General features: G+C 61.2%; 17 protein-coding genes and 1 pseudogene. 7 read left to right on the top strand and 11 right to left on the bottom strand.

Features of this window, described 5'->3' with window-relative positions; genetic code table 11:
- Positions 1–21 precede the first annotated feature (21 nt).
- From FAZ95_RS10490 to FAZ95_RS10480, 3 genes are all read right to left on the bottom strand, one after another.
- Complete coding sequence (locus FAZ95_RS10490) at positions 22–516, bottom strand: GAF domain-containing protein (protein WP_137332388.1); 495 nt, start codon at positions 514–516, stop codon at positions 22–24.
- 97 nt (positions 517–613) lie between these two features.
- Positions 614–1,141, bottom strand: a complete 528-nt coding sequence (locus tag FAZ95_RS10485) for a nitrogen fixation protein NifQ (protein ID WP_137332387.1) — start codon at positions 1,139–1,141, stop codon at positions 614–616.
- A gap of 98 nt (positions 1,142–1,239) precedes the next feature.
- Positions 1,240–1,734 carry a molybdopterin-dependent oxidoreductase gene (locus FAZ95_RS10480; RefSeq protein ID WP_137332386.1) on the bottom strand — a complete coding sequence of 165 codons (495 nt, stop codon included), beginning with the start codon at positions 1,732–1,734 and terminating at the stop codon, positions 1,240–1,242.
- 304 nt (positions 1,735–2,038) lie between these two features.
- Between FAZ95_RS10480 and FAZ95_RS10475 the strand changes: the two genes are divergently transcribed.
- On the top strand, positions 2,039–2,914 hold the full coding sequence (locus tag FAZ95_RS10475; protein ID WP_137332385.1) for an extracellular solute-binding protein: 876 nt from the start codon (positions 2,039–2,041) through the stop codon (positions 2,912–2,914).
- Between the two features lie 59 nt (positions 2,915–2,973).
- The gene (locus FAZ95_RS10470; protein ID WP_137332384.1) at positions 2,974–4,842 is read left to right on the top strand and encodes an ABC transporter ATP-binding protein/permease; all 1,869 of its coding nucleotides are present in this window, start codon (positions 2,974–2,976) and stop codon (positions 4,840–4,842) included.
- Here the strand turns inward: FAZ95_RS10470 and FAZ95_RS10465 are convergent.
- From FAZ95_RS10465 to FAZ95_RS10440, 6 genes are all read right to left on the bottom strand, one after another.
- On the bottom strand, positions 4,829–5,497 hold the full coding sequence (locus FAZ95_RS10465) for an FMN-dependent NADH-azoreductase (RefSeq protein WP_137332383.1): 669 nt from the start codon (positions 5,495–5,497) through the stop codon (positions 4,829–4,831). The genes FAZ95_RS10470 and FAZ95_RS10465 overlap by 14 nt on opposite strands.
- Positions 5,498–5,523: 26 nt before the next feature.
- Complete coding sequence (locus FAZ95_RS10460; protein ID WP_137332382.1) at positions 5,524–5,979, bottom strand: GNAT family N-acetyltransferase; 456 nt, start codon at positions 5,977–5,979, stop codon at positions 5,524–5,526.
- Positions 5,976–6,704 (bottom strand): NAD-dependent epimerase/dehydratase family protein, encoded by a 729-nt coding sequence (locus FAZ95_RS10455; RefSeq protein ID WP_137332381.1) that lies wholly within the window; start codon positions 6,702–6,704, stop codon positions 5,976–5,978. The genes FAZ95_RS10460 and FAZ95_RS10455 overlap by 4 nt, the downstream gene beginning before the upstream one ends.
- Before the next feature lie 200 nt (positions 6,705–6,904).
- Positions 6,905–9,955 (bottom strand): FAD-binding and (Fe-S)-binding domain-containing protein, encoded by a 3,051-nt coding sequence (locus FAZ95_RS10450; protein WP_137332380.1) that lies wholly within the window; start codon positions 9,953–9,955, stop codon positions 6,905–6,907.
- A 46-nt stretch (positions 9,956–10,001) separates the two neighbouring features.
- Positions 10,002–11,270, bottom strand: a complete 1,269-nt coding sequence (locus FAZ95_RS10445; protein ID WP_137332379.1) for an MFS transporter — start codon at positions 11,268–11,270, stop codon at positions 10,002–10,004.
- 74 nt (positions 11,271–11,344) lie between these two features.
- A complete protein-coding gene (locus FAZ95_RS10440; protein ID WP_137332378.1) occupies positions 11,345–12,565 on the bottom strand; it encodes a pyridoxal-phosphate-dependent aminotransferase family protein in 1,221 nt (406 codons plus the stop codon).
- Between the two features lie 177 nt (positions 12,566–12,742).
- Between FAZ95_RS10440 and FAZ95_RS10435 the strand changes: the two genes are divergently transcribed.
- Both FAZ95_RS10435 and FAZ95_RS10430 read left to right on the top strand, forming a co-directional pair.
- A complete protein-coding gene (locus FAZ95_RS10435; protein ID WP_137332377.1) occupies positions 12,743–13,438 on the top strand; it encodes a GntR family transcriptional regulator in 696 nt (231 codons plus the stop codon).
- Positions 13,439–13,480: 42 nt separating this feature from the next.
- Positions 13,481–13,777, top strand: a complete 297-nt coding sequence (locus FAZ95_RS10430; RefSeq protein ID WP_137332376.1) for a YciI-like protein — start codon at positions 13,481–13,483, stop codon at positions 13,775–13,777.
- Between the two features lie 82 nt (positions 13,778–13,859).
- Here FAZ95_RS10430 and FAZ95_RS10425 read toward each other — a convergent pair whose 3' ends face one another.
- The gene (locus FAZ95_RS10425; RefSeq protein ID WP_137332375.1) at positions 13,860–14,444 is read right to left on the bottom strand and encodes a cupin domain-containing protein; all 585 of its coding nucleotides are present in this window, start codon (positions 14,442–14,444) and stop codon (positions 13,860–13,862) included.
- Positions 14,445–14,835: 391 nt separating this feature from the next.
- A protein-coding gene (locus FAZ95_RS10420) for an IS5 family transposase (protein WP_137332374.1) occupies positions 14,836–15,788 on the bottom strand; the annotation gives its coding sequence in 2 pieces (ribosomal slippage) (positions 14,836–14,990 and positions 14,990–15,788; 954 coding nt in all).
- Between the two features lie 205 nt (positions 15,789–15,993).
- On the opposite strand from FAZ95_RS10420, the gene FAZ95_RS39265 reads away from it, so the two are divergent.
- From FAZ95_RS39265 to FAZ95_RS10410, 3 genes and pseudogenes are all read left to right on the top strand, one after another.
- Complete coding sequence (locus FAZ95_RS39265) at positions 15,994–16,149, top strand: hypothetical protein (protein WP_175425562.1); 156 nt, start codon at positions 15,994–15,996, stop codon at positions 16,147–16,149.
- 74 nt (positions 16,150–16,223) lie between these two features.
- Complete coding sequence (locus FAZ95_RS10415) at positions 16,224–17,321, top strand: SagB/ThcOx family dehydrogenase (RefSeq protein WP_137332373.1); 1,098 nt, start codon at positions 16,224–16,226, stop codon at positions 17,319–17,321.
- Positions 17,318–18,888, top strand: a pseudogene (locus tag FAZ95_RS10410) (carbamoyltransferase C-terminal domain-containing protein). The gene FAZ95_RS10415 and the pseudogene FAZ95_RS10410 overlap by 4 nt, the downstream one beginning before the upstream one ends.
- Position 18,889: the final 1 nt, after the last annotated feature.

Here is an 18,889-nt window from a genome sequence, read left to right as displayed (position 1 = left end):
TATTGCGCCGCACCACGTTGGTCAGGCCGACCAGCCCGCTTCGACGAAAACCCGGCACAGCGCTTCCATCCCCTTTGCGTCTTCGTCGTCGAAACGCGCGATGAGCGGGCTGTCGACGTCCCAGACGCCGATCAGCTTACCGTCGGCGGCGACGAGCGGCACGACGACCTCCGATTGCGACGCGGAATCGCAAGCGATGTGGCCCTCGAACTGATGCACGTCGCGCACGACCTGCGTGCGGCGCGTTTCCGCGGCTGTTCCGCAGACGCCCTTGCCCAGCGCGATGCGCACGCAAGCCGGCTTGCCCTGGAACGGACCGACGACGAGTTCGTTGCCGTCGAAGAAGTAGAAGCCCGCCCAGTTGAGGTCGGGCAGCGCGTTGAACACGAGCGCCGAGAAATTCGCGGCGTTAGCGATCCGGCTGGTTTCGCCGCCGATTAGCGCGCGGGCCTGGACGGCCAGTTCCTGGTACAGCTCGGCTTTGGGCAATTGGGAATCGACAGATGCGGAAAACATGGGAGCGGTGCCTGCAAAAAGAGGAGAAACGGCGGCAATGGGAGAGCCGCAGTTTACGGCAGCTTGAGGCACTGTGCTGAACCCGGGCGAATGCACATCACGACGCGTGCGGAAAGCAATGCCCGTAGTCTTCGCAACCGGGGCAGCCTGGCGCTGGCCCCGGTTCCCTCCCCTGTGACAACGCGAGTTCCTGGGCGAGAAATTTCTTCCACCGCAGGTTCGCGACATTGCCCGCGACGAGCGCCGGAAAATAGCGTTCGAGCATGAAAGTGACGTCGTTGCGCCCAGCTAGACCGAGGTCTCGCCATAGGTGATCGGGGCGCAGGCATGCATGGGCGATGATCGAAGCGAGGCATTGCGCATCGCCGAGGTCGACCGTCGCGCTGGCATAGCTCAGCAGCATTGCGCGCAGCGCGCTCACGAAGTCTGCTTGGGCGGCATCGCCAAGTACGGCAGCGACGCCGCCGAACGGCGCCGGTTCCCCCGCAAAGTGCCGGGCGAACAGTGCTCGCAGTTGGTTCGGCGAAAGTCCCAGAAGCGCGGTCTCGCGGCGCATTTCGCGCGCCGCGATCAGCTTGGCAAAAAGACGCGTGTCCGGTGAATTCGCGTCCGTCGCATTCGACATCAAAGCGGCAATTCGTGCCGCACAAGCGCTTGCAAGGGCGTCATCCTCAAGCCTCGGCGCAAGCTTGCCGGAGGCTCCGGATGGTGCGGTTTCGGATGTCACGGCGCCAGCAAACGCGCAACGATGCGCGCGAGCCGCTTCACGTGGCGCGGCGCGGAATGGCGATCCGAGCCGGAAAACAGGATCGGCGCTCCCTCCTCGACCGCAAGCGGCCGTCCATCGCATTCGTACGCGACGAGCACGTTTTCGCCGATCGGCGTATTGAACAGCTCGTGCCACGAGAACGTGACCGCATATCCGTCGTGCGCGGCGGCGATGAACACCATCCGCTTGAAATCGGTCGGCGATTCGTTGAGCAAGCCCGCTTTTTCGATCAGGTCCGTCAGACGCGCGCCCCGATACCCGCCGACGTTGCGGATAAAGCGCTTGGTGGTGAAACAGCGCAAATCGAAAGGCGCGGCGACGATGCTTTCGTACTCACGCAAGTCATCGAGACTGAGCGAAAGCGGCTGGCGAACCTGGCCCGTTATCGAAAGGGCTGACTCGACGGTGGGTTCGTCCAGTGCGCTTGCAGCATTCATCGTCGTCGGCATGGCGCTTTCTTTCCTTGCTGATCAGTACGGGCATTCCGGGCTACCGCTATGTCGATGCATATATTACGCTCGATGCATAAACCGGCACCGCACTCGCCACACCATATTCAACATATTGAATCTTGTATTCCAAGCGTGGGGTTGGGGCCTTGAATCAGCGCCGACGCCGCAATCCGGGCGGTTCCAGGCCCCGGGCAAGTGCAGCCAATCGTCGCAGCAGCGCGCCGAAGACATGCCTTACGCATGCGAAATGCGCTCGAGCAAGCGTAATATTGCGTCCTTTATAACGCCACGGAGAAAAACAATGATTCGCAAGTTGGTGACCGCCGCCGCGCTCGTCGCCGGCGCCCTGTCAGCCGCGCCCGCATTCGCACAAGGGAACACCGTGAACGTGTTGTACGCCGGGTCGCTCGTCAACCTGATGGAGCGCAGCGTCGGCCCCGCCTTCGAAAAGGAAACGGGCCTGCAATTCCGCGGCTACGCGGCTGGGTCGAACAAGATCGCCAACGAGATCAAAGGCAAGCTGCGTCGCGGCGACGTCTTCATCAGCGCGAGCCCGAAGGTCAATACCAGCCTGATGGGCGCGGCCAACGGCGATCACGTGAGCTGGTACGTCAACTTCGCCGAGTCGCCGCTCATGATCGGCTACAACCCGAAGAGCAAGTTCGCCGCGGACTTCAAGACCAAGCGCTGGGATCAGGTCCTGCAGGAGCCGGGCATCCGCATTGGCCGCACCGATCCGAAGCTCGATCCGAAGGGCGCGTTCACGGTCGAGATGGTGACCAAGGCCGCCGATCTGTATCGTCAGCCCGACCTCGTGCAGAAGACGCTCGGCGATACGGAAAACCCGGCGCAGGTCTTGCCCGAGGAGACGCTCGTCGGGCGCCTGCAGTCGGGGCAGCTCGACGCGGGCTTCTTCTACTCGACCGAGACCTCGGATCTGAAGATTCCGGCGATCCGTCCGGCGCCTGAACTGCAAGCGAAGGCGAGCTACACGCTGACGATTCTCAACGACGCGCAAAACACGGCTGGCGCCGCGCGTTTCGTCAATTTCCTGTTGAGCGCGAAGGGCCGCGCGTTGCTTGCGGAGCATGGCGTCGATGTCGTCAAGCCGGCCGTGGCCGGCAGCACGGAGGCGATTCCGTCGTCCGTGCAAGCCATGATCGACGCGGCGCGCTAAGCTCACTGCGCTTTGCCGTCATCATCGCCGCCGCCATCGCCGACACCGGTCAGGAAGTCATGAAGTCACTCGCTGCCCGCCCCCTCTTTTGGCTTGCCGCACTGCTCGCCGTGTACCTGTGCGCGCCGTTCGTCGCGAGCGTGCCGCAATTGGGCAGCGCCGATTGGGCGAGCGTCGACTGGACGGCGATGGGGTCGGCGGTCGCCGTGTCGGCGGCAAGCGCGAGCGTCGCATCGCTCGTCATTCTCGCGGGCGGCGTGCCGCTCGGCTATTTCCTCGCGCGCTCCCGTTCGCGCAAAGTGGCGCTGCTCGGCTTCGTCGTGCAGCTGCCGCTCGCGCTGCCGCCGCTCACGAGCGGCGTGCTGCTGCTGTTCCTGTTCGGGCCGTATAGCCCCGTCGGCCGCCTCACGGGCGGCATCCTGACCGATTCGTTCACGGGCATCGTCCTCGCGGAAACGTTTGTGGCGGCGCCGTTCCTGATCATCGCGGCGAAATCGGCGTTCACCGCTGTCGATCCGGTGCTGGACGATGTCGCCGCGACGCTCGGCCATCACGCGGGCAGCCGCTTTCTTCGGGTCACGCTGCCGGTGGCGTGGCCCGCGATCAGCGCCGGTCTTGCGCTCGCATGGCTGCGTGCGTTCGGCGAATTCGGCGCGACCGTCATGGTCGCGTATCACCCGTATTCGCTGCCGGTTTATACGTATGTCGTGTTCGGCGGCCAGGGGTTGCCGGCGATGATGCCGCTCCTGTTGCCGACGCTCGTGATTGCGATCGTCTGCGCGGCGCTGTCGATCTATACCCGCCGTCAGCGCATCGGTGTACTGCCCGCCGAAAATGGCGACGACGAAGTGTCGCCCGCGGGTCGCGCACCGCGCGCTGCCGCCGACGATCTGCGGCTCGCGTTCCGCCTGACCCGCCGCCTGGGTCCGTTCGATCTCGACATTGCCTACACGGCGGCGACGCGCCGGCTCGCGATCATCGGCCCGTCGGGATCGGGCAAATCGCTTGCGCTGCGCGTGATCGCGGGGCTCGAGCGCAACGAGAACGGCACGCTGCGGCTCGGCGCAACCGATCTTGGCGCGCTGCCGCCCGAGCGTCGCCAGATCGGTTATATGCCGCAGGACTACGGCCTGTTCCCGCATATGACGGTCGCGCAGCAGCTCGCTTTTCCGGTCGATGCCGACACGGCCGGCGCGCGCTACTGGGTCGAGCACCTCGGGCTCGCGACGCTCGTCGCGCGTCTGCCGCACGAGCTCTCGTTCGGTCAGCGGCAGCGCGTGGCGCTCGCGCGTGCGCTCACGCGGCACAGTCAGCTGCTGCTCTTCGACGAGCCGTTCGCCGCGCTCGATACGCCGCGCCGCCGCCGTCTGCAGCAGTCGCTGCGCGCGTTGCAGCGCGAGATCGCCGCAGTGACGATCGTCGTCACACACGACCCGGACGAAGCCGCCCTGCTTGCCGACGAAGTGCTCGTCATCGAACACGGCCGTCTGCTGCAAGCAGGGCCGATCGAAGCGGTATTCGAAAAGCCCGCGACGATGCGTGTGGCCGACCTGCTCGGTTTGAGCAATGTCGGCGAAGGCATCGTGCGCGCGCAGGGTGAGGTGCAAATCGGCCGCGATTGGGTAGTGCCGGTGACGGACGAAGCGCTTGCCGCCGGGCAGCGCGTGATGTGGCGCGTGTCGTCGCATGCGATCTGCGCGTCCCCGGACGGCGCGCAAACCGGGACGATCGAGGCCGTCGAAATGCGGCGTGGCGAGCGCTATGTGCGAATCGAAATCGGCGGCGTGCGCTTCGACGTGGCGAGTGACAACCCGCGTTGGCAAGTCGATACGCAGCATCGCTTCGATATCGACCCGGCCGGCGTCTCGGTCTGGGCGATCGGCGCAGCCCGCGAGAGTGCGCTCGAAAAAACGGTTAGTGCGACTTAGCGAATTCCGCGGCCTGCGCCGCGATCCATCGCGCGCTGAACGCCTCGGCGTGCGCGAACTCCGCTTCCGAGCGGCGCAATGCCTCCAGCCTCAGCGTGCGCACGTCGGTGATGCCGATCGTCGCGAACACGTAGCGCAGATACGGCGTGATGAAATCCGTTTGCCCTCGATGCGAGCCGGTGCTCGTTGTCGCGTCGGATTCGGTGTGCGTGTCGGACGCCGCCACCGAACCGCCGCAAGCAACGACGACGAACACCGGACGATCACGCAGCAATCCCACTTTGCCGTTCGGCGTGGTGTTGAACGTGCGCCCGACACGCACGACCTGATCCACCCACGCCTTGAGCACCGAAGGCACCGTAAAGTTGTGCATGGGAGTGTCGATCACGAGGGCATCGGCGCTTTCGAGTTCCTCAATCAAGGTTTCGGACAGCGTGAGCGCCGCGGTCTCGCTGGCGCCCCGCTCCGCTTGCGGCATCAGCATCGCGTCGAAATACGCCGCGTCCGCGTGCGGCACCGGCTCGCGTGCCAAGTCGCGCGTGACAAGCCTGACGTCCGCCGCGTGCCTCAATGCCTCGACTAGCGCACGTCCAACCCGGCGGCTATGCGATGCGTCACCGCGCGTGCTCGCACTGATGTGCAACAAAACGCTCATGCTCTGACTCCTCTTACCGTTTGCGGTCAAAGATCGAAATAGAAACGCAGAGCCCTGGCGAGCAGCCCCTGACGGAAATAGAAACGCTGGCCGAGCGAATTGGCGAGCGCCGTATCGAGCACGAGTTTCGCGCAATCGAGCGAGCGCGCCTCGGATTTCAGGCGGTCCATCAACAGCTGCCCTTGACCCGAGCCGCGCTGCGATTCGTCGGTCACGAGATCGTCCACGTAGAAGAAGCGGCCATGAATCAGATTCTCCTGCACTCGGAAGCCCGCGAGCGCGACCGGCTGCGTGCCCTGCCATATCGCGAGCAAGCGATAGCCGTCCGCGGATTGGCGGCGCCAGCGTTCGACGAATTCACGCTCTGAAGCAAGATGCGGACGCAACTGCCTCATCAACGCATAGCAAAGCGTCACGTCCTCCTGGGTGTCGGCGTAGCGAATGTCTAGGGCGGGTGTTTTCACCTCGGTGGTGTGTGTCATTGTCCGCTCCTCCAACTCGCATTCCAACCGAGCCATTGTTTTGCCTTGTCGCTGCATACGGCGCCGTCGTCTTCGGCGATGTTGTAAATGCCGGGTACGCCCGCTGCGACGGCGCGATACGCCGCGTAAGCCGCCGCATCGACATGGACCGGCCCCGCGCCCGTTGCGGTATCGAAGCCCGTCCCCGGGCCGTAGAGCCGCCCGTAACGCAGCACGATGCCCCCTAGCGGCGCTTCGAGCACCTGTGTTTCGAGGCTGGCGACCGCACGCGCCGAAACGCCCGCGCGCCCTTCCCCGTCGACGTTCAGCGGATCGGTCTCATGATGCGGCAGCGGACCTTCCGAGTAGGCGAAGGCGATGCTCTGCGCGATCAGTTTCTTGGCGTCTGCACGAAGGGCGGCGTCGATCAGATTGCGCATGCCTTCCTCGCGAATGCGTGCGTTGCGCGCGCTGGCCGCTTCCATCTGCGCGGGATCGAGGCCGGGCGGCAAGTCGGTCAGCTGGTGCATGACCACATCCGGACGTGCGTCCTTCACCGCTTCGCCAAGCGCTACGGCATCGAATACATCGACGACGACGGGCTCCACGCCCATCGCCCGTAACGCGGTGACTTTCGCCTTCGAACGAGTCGTGCCGATCACGCGCCATCCGTCCGCCACAAAAAGCGGTGCAAGACGCCTGCCAATGGCGCCCGTGGCGCCGGCGAGAAACAGACATCGGTTCATGAATTCAACCTCCTTGCGCCGCGACTTTGCAGCGGGTTCAGGTCGAATGGTATCAGAGCTCGAATATTATGTTCGAACTCTGACAAAGATCGCGGATCGCCCGAGACAGCTATCGATCACGAGACTGTTCGATAAAAAAATGGCGGGATTCGCGGACAAGCCGCGACATCGCCGCCAGGGTAATCAGCCGGAACGTTGAATTACGACAGCCGCGTGCCCCCCTCCGTCAACGCCGCTTCGAGAACCCGCGCCACATGCATTGCCTGCCGCTTCGCCCCGTCGTGAATCTGATGCCGGCAACTCGTTCCGTCGGCGACGATGAGCACGTCGGCACCGGCCTCGCGCACCGCCGGCAAGAGCGACAGCTCGCCCATCGCCATCGATGTTGCATAGTGCTCGGCCTCGTAACCGAAGCTGCCCGCCATGCCGCAGCAGGAAGACTCGACCGTCGAGACATCGAGCTTCGGAATCCACTTGAGCACGGTCTGCACGGGGCTAAACGCATCGAACGCCTTTTGATGGCAGTGACCGTGCACGAGCGCCCGGTCCGTGTCGAGCGCCTTCAGATTGAGTTCGAGCCGTCCCGCCTGTTGCTCACGAACCAGAAACTCCTCGAAAAGAAAGGCGTGCTCGGAGAGACGCCTGGCTTCGTCGCCATATCCATAGCCGAGAAACTCGTCGCGCAGCGACAGCAGACAAGACGGCTCCAGCCCAACGACCGGCACGCCGCGTGCGATGAAAGGCTTGAGCGTACCCAGGGTGCGGCGTGCTTCGGCCTTCGCTTCGTTAACGAGTCCCGCTGCGAGGAACGTGCGTCCGCAGCAGAGGGGCTTGCCGTCCCCGCTTGCACTCAAGTACACCGTATAGCCAGCGGCTTCGAGCACGCGTTGCGCGGCCCGCGCATTCTCCGGCTCCATGTAGTTGTTGAACGTATCGACGAAGAGCAGCACCTCCTTGCCGTCTTCACGCAACGGCCACGACGCTTGCGCATTCGCTTGTCCGTTCTTTAGGAACGGCTTTGCAAACCGCGGCAACGAACGCTGCGGCGCGAACCCGAACGCGCGTTTCACCAGCGCCGACAACCCCGGCACCGATTCCGCGAACCCGATTGCCGCACCGAACCGGCTCGCGAGCGGCGCATAGCGCGGCATGAACGCCACCATCTTTTCGCGCAGCCGCATGCCGTGCTTGCTCGCCCACGCGGCACGCGCTTCGATCTTGATGCGCGCCATGTCGACGCCGGTCGGACAATCGCGCTTGCAGCCTTTGCACGACACGCACAGATCGAGCACGTCCTTGACCTCGGCGCTCGCGAGCCCGTCCTGCCCAAGCTGACCCGAGATGGCGAGCCGCAGCGTATTCGCACGGCCGCGCGTGACATGCTGCTCGTCCTTCGTCACGCGATAGCTCGGACACATCGTGCCCGCGTCGAACTTGCGGCAATGCCCGTTGTTGTTGCACATCTCGACCGCTTTCGCGAGCCCGGCCGACAGGTCGCCACCCGTCCCCGGCGCACTCTCCTCGCCCGTCAGAGGATTGCGCGTGACATTCCATGCGGACCAATCGAGCGCCGGCGCGAGCGGCGCTTCGCGATAGCCCGGCGCGAAGCGGAAGTTCACTGCGTCGTCCATCTTTGGCGGGTTCACGATCTTGTCCGGATTGAAGCGGTTCTCCGGATCGAAGAGCCGCTTGATCTCGCGAAACGCCTCGTTGATGCGCGGACCGTATTGCCACGCGACCCACTCGCCGCGGCACAATCCGTCGCCGTGCTCGCCCGAATAAGCGCCCTTGTATTCGCGCACGAGCGCGGCCGCCTCTTCGGCAATGGCACGCATTTTCTGCGCGCCGTCGCGACGCATGTCGAGAATCGGCCGCACGTGCAGCGTCCCCACGCTTGCGTGCGCGTACCAAGTGCCTTCCGTGCCGTGCTTGTGGAAGACGTCGGTCAAGCGGCTCGTGTACTCGGCCAGATGCTCGAGCGGCACCGCGCAGTCTTCGATGAACGACACCGGCTTGCCGTCGCCGCGCATGCTCATCATGATGTTCAGGCCCGCCTTGCGCACTTCCCACAGTGCCTTTTGCGCGCCGGCATCCGGCATTTTGACGACCGAATTTTGCATGCCAAGGTCGCCCATCAATTCGACGAGCTTGTCCAGCTGGGCAAGCAGCGTATCGCGGCTCTCGCCGGCGAATTCCACGAGCAGAATGGCCTGCGGATCGCCGGTCAGCGCACTTTCGATCACGGGGCGAAACGCCGGATTGCCGATCGCGAGATCGATCATCGTGCGATCGACCAGTTCGACCGCCGTCGGCCCGAGCTTGACGATGTGCTGCGTCAGCTCCATCGCCTGGTAGAAAGTCGGAAAGTTCACGACGCCAAGCACTTTGTGCGCAGGCAGCGGCGCGAGCTTCAGCGTCAGCTGGCGACTGTAGGCAAGCGTGCCCTCCGAGCCGACGAGCAGATGCGCGAGATTCGCCGAGCCGTCATCGGTATAGGCGCGTGGATTTTGGCAGTCGAACAGATCGATGTTGTATCCGGCGACGCGCCGCAGCACCTTCGGCATCCTCTCGGCGATTTCCTGCCGTTCGCGCGTCGCGATTTGCGTGAGCGCGCCAACGATCGCCTGCATGCGCGGCGCGCTGCCCGCCTCGATCATCGGACCGAACCGGTGCTGTGAGCCGTCCGCGAGCACCGCATCGATCGAGAGCACGTTGTGCACCATGTTGCCGTACTCGATCGAGCGCGAACCGCACGAGTTGTTGCCCGCCATCCCGCCGATCGTGCATTGCGCGGCCGTCGATACATCGACCGGAAACCACAGCCCGTGAGGCTTGAGCCATGCATTCAGGTGATCGAGCACCATGCCGGGCTCGACCGTCACCGTGCGCGCGGCCTCATCGAAATCGACGACCGCGTTGAGCCATTTGCTGTTGTCGATGACGAGCGCCTCGGCGACCGTTTGCCCGCATTGGCTCGTGCCGGCGCCGCGCGCGAGAACCGGTACTTTCAGGTCGCGGGCAATATCGAGCGCGACGAGCGCATCGGCCTGGTCGCGCGGCACCGCGACGCCGATCGGCATGATTTGATAGATCGAGGCATCGGTGGCATACCGTCCGCGGCTCGCGGCATCGAAGTAGACGTCGCCGCGCAGTTCCTTCGCGAGCTTGACGGCAAGCGAACCGCTATGCCGGGCGGCGGACGGAACCAGCTTGATCGGTTGGGCCACGAGCGAAGCAACATGCTGTTTCATGACACTCCTACTAGCGCTGAATGTTCAGGAGTCGCACGAGAATCCGCTACGCGTGCAGTTCACCCACATGCCCCGCCGGCTCGACGGCAAACTTGGTCTCCGGTTGCATCCGGAACGCGAGCACGACGCCGATTCCCATCAACAGCATGCTGCCGAAGAACGGCAGCTCCCAACTGCCGAACTTGTCGATCAGGAATCCAGACAATACCGGCGACAGAATCGCCGCGAGCGCCGATCCCGTATTCATCATCCCGCTTGCGGTGCCCGAGTGTTCGGGTGCGATGTCCATAGGAATCGCCCACATCGGCCCGATCGTCATCTCCGAGAAGAAGAATCCCGCCGACAGCGACGCCAGCGACACGTATAGGTCGTGCGAAAGAAAGAGCGGAATTAACGACAGCAGCGTCAGCATCATGCAGATCGCGACCATCCAGCTGCGTGCGCGCTTCAGGCTGCCGGTGCGCGTGAGGATCTTGTCGGTGACGATGCCGCCGAGCGTGTCGCCGAGCACGCCGGCGAAGAACACGCTCGACGCGAACAGCGCCGACTTTTGCAGGTTCAGGTGATAGCTGTGCAGGAAGTACTGCGGAATCCAGCTCAAGAAAAGCCACAGCGTCCAGCCATAGCAGAAATAGACGATGGTGACGGGTGCCATGCGCTTGAAGAGCTTGGCCCAAGGCACGCTCGCCGCTTTCGGCTTCGGCGCGGGCAGCACGGCCAGTTCCTGCTCCGTGATGCGCGGATGGTCCTTCGGGTATTCGGTGAACGTCATCGCCCAAACGACTACCCAGATAAAGCTTAGCACCGCGCATGCATAGAACGATTCGCGCCATCCATATGCCGCCATCACAAAGACAACCGCAGCGGGCGCCGCTGCATTGCCCACGCGCGACGCCGCGTGCGTGATGCCTTGCGCAAAGCCGCGCTTTTCCTTCGCGACCCAACGCGACATCGCCGCGGTCGCCGCCGGGAACGTTGCGCCCTCGCCGAACCCGAGCAGCACGCGCGCGGCGAGCAACGAGACGAGGCCGCCCGCGAAGCCGGTCAGCACTGTTGCGGACGCCCACAGCGCACCGCAGAAGATCAGCGTCTTGCGCGCGCCGAAGCGGTCGCTGACCCAGCCGCCGATGATCTGGAACACGAGATAGGGATACGCGAACGCGGAGAAGACGAGCCCGATCTCCGTCTTCGAGAGGCCGAACTCCTTGCCGAACCCGGCCGCTGCGGTGCTGACGTTCACGCGGTCCAGATACGTAATGAAATACATCACACACAACATCAACAACACGATACTGCTCGCACGAATGCGTTTCATCGTTTGTCTCCTTAGTCAGTTAGCCTTAGCGCTTTCGCGCTTAGGCCAACCTCATGCTGTGCCCGACGTCAGCTTCAGGCAGCCGCCTTCAAATTCGGCTTCGCAGCGTTCGATCCGAGGTAATCCATCGCCGCGACCACGCCGCTCGCCGCCAACGGAACCCGCGCAATCTTCAGGCCCATCTCGCAGCCGGAAAGGGTCGCCATTAGCGTGAGGTCGTTGCAGTCGCCAAGGTGGCCGATGCGGAACATGCGCCCTTTCAGCTTGCCGAGGCCAGTGCCGAGCGACATGTCGAAACGGTCATAGATCGTCTTGCGCACTGCGTCCGCGTCGATGCCCTCCGGCGTCATCACGCCAGTCAGCACCGGGCTGTAGACCGTGGGATCGGCGCACTGGATCTCGAGCCCCCATGCGCGGACTGCGCGGCGGCACGCTTCGGCGAGGCGCTGATGACGCGCGAACACGTTGTCGAGTCCTTCGCCGAGGATCATCTCAATCGATTCCGCGAGGCCATACAGCAGATTCGTGTTTGGCGTGTATGGCCAATAGCCGGTCTTGTTCATCTCGACGATCTCGCTCCAATCCCAGAAGCTGCGCGGCAGCTTCGCCGTCTGACTCGCTTCGATCGCCTTCGGCGAGATCGCGTTGAAGCTGATGCCGGGCGGCAGCATCAGGCCCTTTTGCGAGCCGGAAACCGTCACGTCGACGCCCCACTCGTCATGCCGATAATCGGCCGACGCGAGACCCGAGATCGTGTCGACCAACAGCAGCGCCGGGTGTCCCGCCGCATCGATCGCTTGGCGCACCGCCGCGATGTTCGACGTGACGCCGGTCGACGTCTCGTTGTGCACGACGCACACGGCTTTGATCGTGTGTGCGGTGTCGGCTCGCAGACGCGCTTCGATCCGCGCGGCGTCGACGCCGCGCCGCCACCCTTCGATGCCCGGCAGGCCGAGGAACTCGGGCTTGAGATCGAGCTTTTCCGCCATCTTTTTCCAGAGCGTCGCGAAGTGCCCGGTCTCGTACATGAGAACGGTGTCGCCGGGGCTCAGCGTGTTCGAGAGCGCCGCTTCCCAGGCACCCGTGCCCGATGCCGGATAGATCACCACCGGGTGTTGCGTCTTGAAGATCTTCTTGATCCCCGAAAGCACCTGCAGCCCGAGAGCGCCGAACTCGGGACCGCGATGGTCGATGGTCGGGTAGCTCATCGCCCGCAGGATGCGGTCGGGCACCGGGCTCGGCCCCGGGATTTGCAAAAAATGACGGCCAGCAGGATGAAAATCGAGTGTCAGCACTTTGTTCTCCTCACATGAAGCACGATTGAATTTTGCATGCAAAATACTGTATCAGCGACACCGACGCGAGGAAAGGCAAAATTTGAGATATATGATCAGGGTATTCCCGACGCGGGTTTCCGCGCGAAAAATGGGGCCTGCGGTAAGATATCGGAAATATTAGATAAAGGATTTTGCATGCAATCCACCAATTCCGAAGCTGCGGCGCCCCTGGGACTCCTGCCGAAAGTCGAGCGGCAGCGCCTGCACGACACCGTGGTCGACCATCTGCGCGAATTCATCGTCGAAGGCGTGCTTGCCCCGGGCATGAAGCTCAATGAACGAGAGTTGTGCGAGCGGCTCGGCATTTCGCGCACGCCGCTGCGCGAAGCGTTGAAAGTGCTTGCGGCTGAAGGGTTGATCGAGATATCGCAGAACCGCGGTGCGACGGTGTCGAAGATGACCGACGCCGAGATCTGGGAGACATTCGAGGTCATGAGCGGCCTGGAGGCGTTCTCAGGCGAACTGGCGGCCCAGCGGATCACGCCGGCCGAACTGGCGGAGATCAAAGCGCTGCACTACGCGATGCTCGCGTGCCGCGCGCAAAACGACCTGCCCGGCTACTACAGCCGCAATCAGGAAATTCACAACCGGATCAACGAAGCGGCGCGCAATGCGGTGCTGCGCCAGACCTACATGTCGATCAACCGGCGGCTGCAGGCGCTGCGCTTTCGTTCGAACTTTCATGCGCAGAAGTGGGACAGCGCGGTGCACGACCACGAGGAAATGCTGAAGGCGCTCGAAACGCGCGACGGCAAGCGGCTCGCCGAAATTCTGCGGCAGCACTTGCTCGATAAGCGGGACGCGGTGATGCAGGTGGGATCGGAGTCATAACCCACAGAAACGCGCGTCAACACATCCACCGGGAGAAAACCCATGCATTTCCTGCTGATGTACGAGGTCGCAGCCGATTATCTGGAACGTCGCGGCCAATATCGTGCGGAACATCTCGAGCTCGCTTGGCAGGCTGTGGAGCGCGGCGAGCTGCTGCTGGCCGGAGCGCTGGCCGACCCGGTAGACGGTGCGGTGCTGCTGTTCGAAGGGGAATCGGCCGAGGTTGCCGAAGCGTTCGTGGCTCGCGATCCGTATGTTCGCAACGGGCTGGTCACGAGCTGGAAAGTGAGGCCGTGGACGACCGTGGTCGGTGAGCACGCGTCAACGCCGGTGCGCTAGGTGGATTAGCGAATCAAAAGCGGATCAAAGCCGCCCCGCATTCCTGAAACACCGCCAAAGCAGCACATCGACGCCCAGCCCGTCACAGCACGCGCGGCGTGAGACGCCGGATCAGCGCCGCGTGGCTCGGATGCGCGGCGACCAGCGCATCGGCATCGGCCAGCTCGAACTCGCTGAACTCGAACCCGGGCGCCACCGTGCAGCCGACGAGCGCGAAACCCGCCTCCGCCTCACCCTCGAGAGCGGGACATTCCGCGGCAAACCAGCACCCGCCCGGCACGACCGCCTGAAAAACCGCGTCATCGCGAAGCAGCGCGTTGCCAAGTCGGTGCGTGACGAGTTGCCCGGCGTCATCGAGCACGTGCACATCGAGCGGGTCGCCCGCGTAGAAATGCCAGATCTCGTCCGAACGGATGCGGTGCCACGCCGAATACGCGCCGTCGCAGAGCATGTAGTAGATGCAGGTCGAGGCCGAACGCGAAGCCTCGCTAGTCACGATGCGTTGCTCGTCGTTTGTGCCCGTGATCCTCGCGACGCGTGCGGGATCGCGATGCGTCTCGCGGTAATGGCCGCCTTCGGGATGCGGGATCAGTCCGAATCGCTCGATGAGCTGATGTTTTGCGTGACGGGCCGGCCTTTGGGGATCAATGGAACGAAAAGTGCACATAAGTGCTGACGGTTCTGTGGCGTCCGCGACGTGACGGTGGATCAGTGTTTCGTAGCGTGGGCCGGCGCCGGGTTCTGTCGCAATAAGGAATTCGTAATTCACTTAACTACCAGATAACGGTGCGAGTTGATGATCAAACCACAATATTTGGTGGTTATAAAATTGCAATATTCCTTATTGCGACAGAACCACTTTCGGTGCGTTGGGCCTCTTCAATCTTAATGGCATTAGGAATGCTCTGCACAAACCCGAATGGAGTGTGCTTGATCGTTTAACAGGGAGCTGAATGCGCCACGATGCCGACCTATCGGCCCAGAGCGAAGCTGTCCGGCAGGCTCCGAGCGGCATTCGCGGGCTATGAGCCAGGCATCGGCACGAGCGAGAAGCGCGCTCATACTCCGGCCGCCAGCAGCGCGCCGTGCGCCATCCGCAGGTTGGACAGTGCGAACAAGGTCATGAGTTGTGCGGTGTTCTTCTTCAACCCTCGATAGCGAACCTGGGTGTAGCCGAATTGTCGCTTGTTCACTCGAAATGGATGCTCGACCTGGCCCGGATGCGGGCCTTGATTCGCCCGACCTGATCAATGAGCGCGTCAAGCGGCTTGCCTTTGTCGAGAACACGGCGACGCCCCGGCTTCATCGCCACGTGCCGGTTCACGCCGGCCCGGGCGTCCGGGCGCTTGTGTACGCTCTGATAGCCCGCATCGCCAAACGCGTCGGTTTCTTCGCCATGCAGCAGGCTGTTGGCTTCGAGCACGTCGCTGATGTTGCCTGATGTGCCACGCACCGTGTGCAACAGCCCGGATTCGGCATCCACGCCGATGTGCGCTTTCATGCCGAAATACCACTGGTTGCCTTTCTTGCTCTGATGCATCTCCGGGTCGCGTTCACCCGAAGCGTTCTTGGTCGAACTCGGCGCGCTGATCAGCGTCGCGTCCACCACCGTGCCCGCGCGCAGCATCAATCCCTTATCGCGCTGGATGTCATTGACCAGCGCGAGAATCTGTGCAGCCAGCTTGCGCTTCTCCAGCAGGTGACGAAACCGCAGGATGGTGCTCTCGTCGGGCAAGCGCATCGTCCAGTTGTCCAGCCCTGCAAACTCGCGGTACAGCGGCACGTCGTGCAGCGCTTCTTCCATCGCCGGATCCGACAGGCCGAACCATTGTTGAAGGAAGTGGATGCGCAGCATTGCCTCGACCGCGAACGGCGGACGACCGCGCTTGCCTTCCGGCGCATATGGGGCGATCAGCATCACCAGATCGGCCCACGGCACCACCCGGTTCATCTCATCCAGGAATTCGCGCTTGCGCGTCGACAAGTTCAGGCCAAGGTCAGTTTGTTTCATGTGCTACATGCTCGCTGGCTCGACGATTCATAGCAAGCGCAACCGCAGCCGAGTTGTGCAGAGGTTCCTTAGCAACGACACTAGGTTGACTACTTAAGTATTTTCCCTATTTATCTCAAATTAAGCACTCCATAACATATGAATGCGTCGATTGATATTTGGGCGCACGATATATTCACTTAATCTGAGACTAAGGATTTTCATCATGCAAAAAATCAACATCGAACCGACCCTCTCATTTCAGTCCAATGACGCATATAACAGCCTTGCCGCGCCTGTAATGCAAAAAATCGCGATCGAGCCAACCCTGTCGTTTCAGTCCAACGATGCCTACAACACACTCGGTGCGCCCCTGAAATAAAGGGTGGGCAATATAGGCGGTCGGCTTCAGTCGACCGTCTCGCGCCGAATAGTATTCAAGGGAGGGCGAGCGACATGGCATTGAAGCAGGACCCTACTATCTTTGTAAGGATAATTAACGGAAAGCTGATTTTGTGGGATTATAGCTCCCACTCTCAATACGAAATTGGACATCAGCATATCCAGAGAATCCTGGAAATTTCGAACGGCTCCGCGATATCGAATTCATCTGTCGATTCGGATATCGCCAACAGTGGAATTTTCAAGGAAGACGGCCGGGATTTCAAAAAATGGGGCTGGGACTGCTTATCACACATATTCCATGTTGGTACCCAGATCGTCCTTGACGAAGGCGCAAATCTACCAGTTGATGACAGCTACGAGGGGTATGTCGCGTATTGTGCGTCAATCATTGATAAGGTGCCAGAGACCAGATATGCTCGCGACGGCGATCCGATCGCCCTCCCTGCTCCGGACAAACATTTCGAAGTTGTTCCAACACTTGCGGATGCACTAATGGCCCGCAAGACTTCACGCTCGTTTACCCCCAGTCCCGTAACGCTCCAGACCGTGGCCAATTCCCTCTATTGGACTTTCGGTGCGGTCCACGGCGATACCCGTCAAGACATGCGGGAAGCTGGTCTATTACCGGTAGGGTATCGACGTACATCTCCATCTGGAGGATCGCTTCAGCCAAGTGAGGCTTATCTAGTAGCACTGAACGTAAAAGGGCTCGCAGCAGGCATATACCATTACCGATCGTTCTCGCACCAACTAACGTTAGTTACTCCCGACATCGACGGCGAGACCATAGGCAGCCTCCTATGCGCACAAATGTTTGCAAAGGACTTAGCCTTTGGAGTATTCGTAACATCCTGCTTCGACAAGATGTGGTGGAAGTACCCACACTCGAGAGCCTACAGGGTCGCGCTACTCGACGTCGGATGCCTGGCACAAACCTTTCAGTTAGTGACTACAGGACTGGGACTGGACTCTTGGCTAACTGGATATTTCCTCGATAGAGAAATCAACAAGTTGCTGGCAGTTGACGAAATGCGCGAATCAGTACTATTTTTCTTCGGCGCGGGAATCGGAAATGGTACTCCGTTCGCGCCCGAAGCACTGCGTGCGCTTGACCGTATGCGTGAGCGTCAGCGGGGAAGCTCTGAATGATTATTCTTGCCTTGAAACCTGGCCACGACGGTCACATTTCCTGCATTGAAGACCGCGTTCTGAAATATTCCTACGAGGCTGAAAAAGACTCACGGCCCCGTTACGCGCCAGTTGGTGCCGAACTACTAATCGATTCTCTATCAGCAACTTATGGGATCCCGGACGTAATCGCACTGAGTGGTTGGGCTACCGGGATTGACCCGCGTGGACAAAAAATCGGTGCTGGATACATAGGCGTAGAGCCACCACAGCAGAAGGAAATCAATTTTTTAGGACAACGTGTTAGGTTTGTCACTTCATCACATGAACGGTCTCATCTGATGTGTGCGTATGGGCTGTCTCCATTCCCGCAAGGTCAGCCGTGTTACGCACTCGTGTGGGAAGGACACATTGGCGCCTTCTATCGAATTGACAGAAATGTCCACATTACGAAGCTGTGTGACGTAATGTCCGATCCCGGTATCCGCTACGCGTTCGCCTATGGCGTGGCAGACCCGACATTCATGCTGCGTCGTGGTCAGGTCAGGCTTGGCGATGCGGGAAAACTGATGGCACTGGCCGCCTTTGGACGGTGCGCCACAAAGACACATGTCGAGGACGACTTTCTACATGCAATACTAAACCCGGCATCTGCTCTCGATTATCTGGATAAATCGCTCTTTCAGTCTTCACCATATTTCAACATAGGGGTTGAAAGCCCTGAATTCAAGCAGGTTGCAAAGCATTTGTCGGACACAATCTTCGACACATTTCTCGAACGGATACGGCCCTTCGTACTAGACAATGCTCCTCTTCTCATTAGTGGTGGCTGCGGACTGAACTGTGACTGGAACAGTAACTGGCTAAACAGTGGACTGTTCAGCGATGTTTTCGTCCCCCCCTGCCCAAATGACGTTGGGTCAGCGATAGGCACAGCCATCGATGCCCAACATCGCCTGTCCGGTGACGCGAAGATTCAGTGGAGCGTATATGCTGGCCAAATGTTCGACGACGATGTACACGTTATCGAAGGATTCGCTCTTAAGCAAATGGTGTTCTCCGAGATTGCGGAGCTTCTGCATCGAGGGGCAATCCTTGGGTGGGCACAAGACCGGGCAGAGATAGGTCCACGAGCTCTTGGCAATCGGTCCATTCTGGCCGCACCATTCTCGAAGCACACGCTTGACCGATTAAACGTCATCAAACGCAGGGAGAACTTCAGGCCGATCGCCCCCATCTGTCTGGAGGAAAGTGCTGGTCGTTTTTTCAAAATCGGCCGACCAAGCCCCCACATGCTATTTTTTTCACAAGTACAGAATCCGCAACTTCAAGCGATTACCCATGTAGATGGCTCAGCCCGTCCTCAGACGGTGATTCGTCGCAGAATCAAAAAATATATTCATTATTGAAGGCTTTTGAGCGCATATCTGGATATGGCGTCCTGTGCAATACATCGCTTAATTTCAATGGCGCCGGATTTATTAATAAGACTAGTGACTTGGCAAGGTATGCCAGGGAGAGTGGGCTGGACGGCTTTGTTGTTAAAAATAAGCTTTATTTGAATAATCAGGATGCGAGATCGGCATAAA

This window comes from Trinickia violacea, from assembly GCF_005280735.1.
GTDB lineage: Bacteria > Pseudomonadota > Gammaproteobacteria > Burkholderiales > Burkholderiaceae > Trinickia_A > Trinickia_A violacea.
The sequence above is the reverse complement of the archived record's forward strand: the minus strand, read 5'-3'. Positions and strand labels throughout refer to the sequence as shown.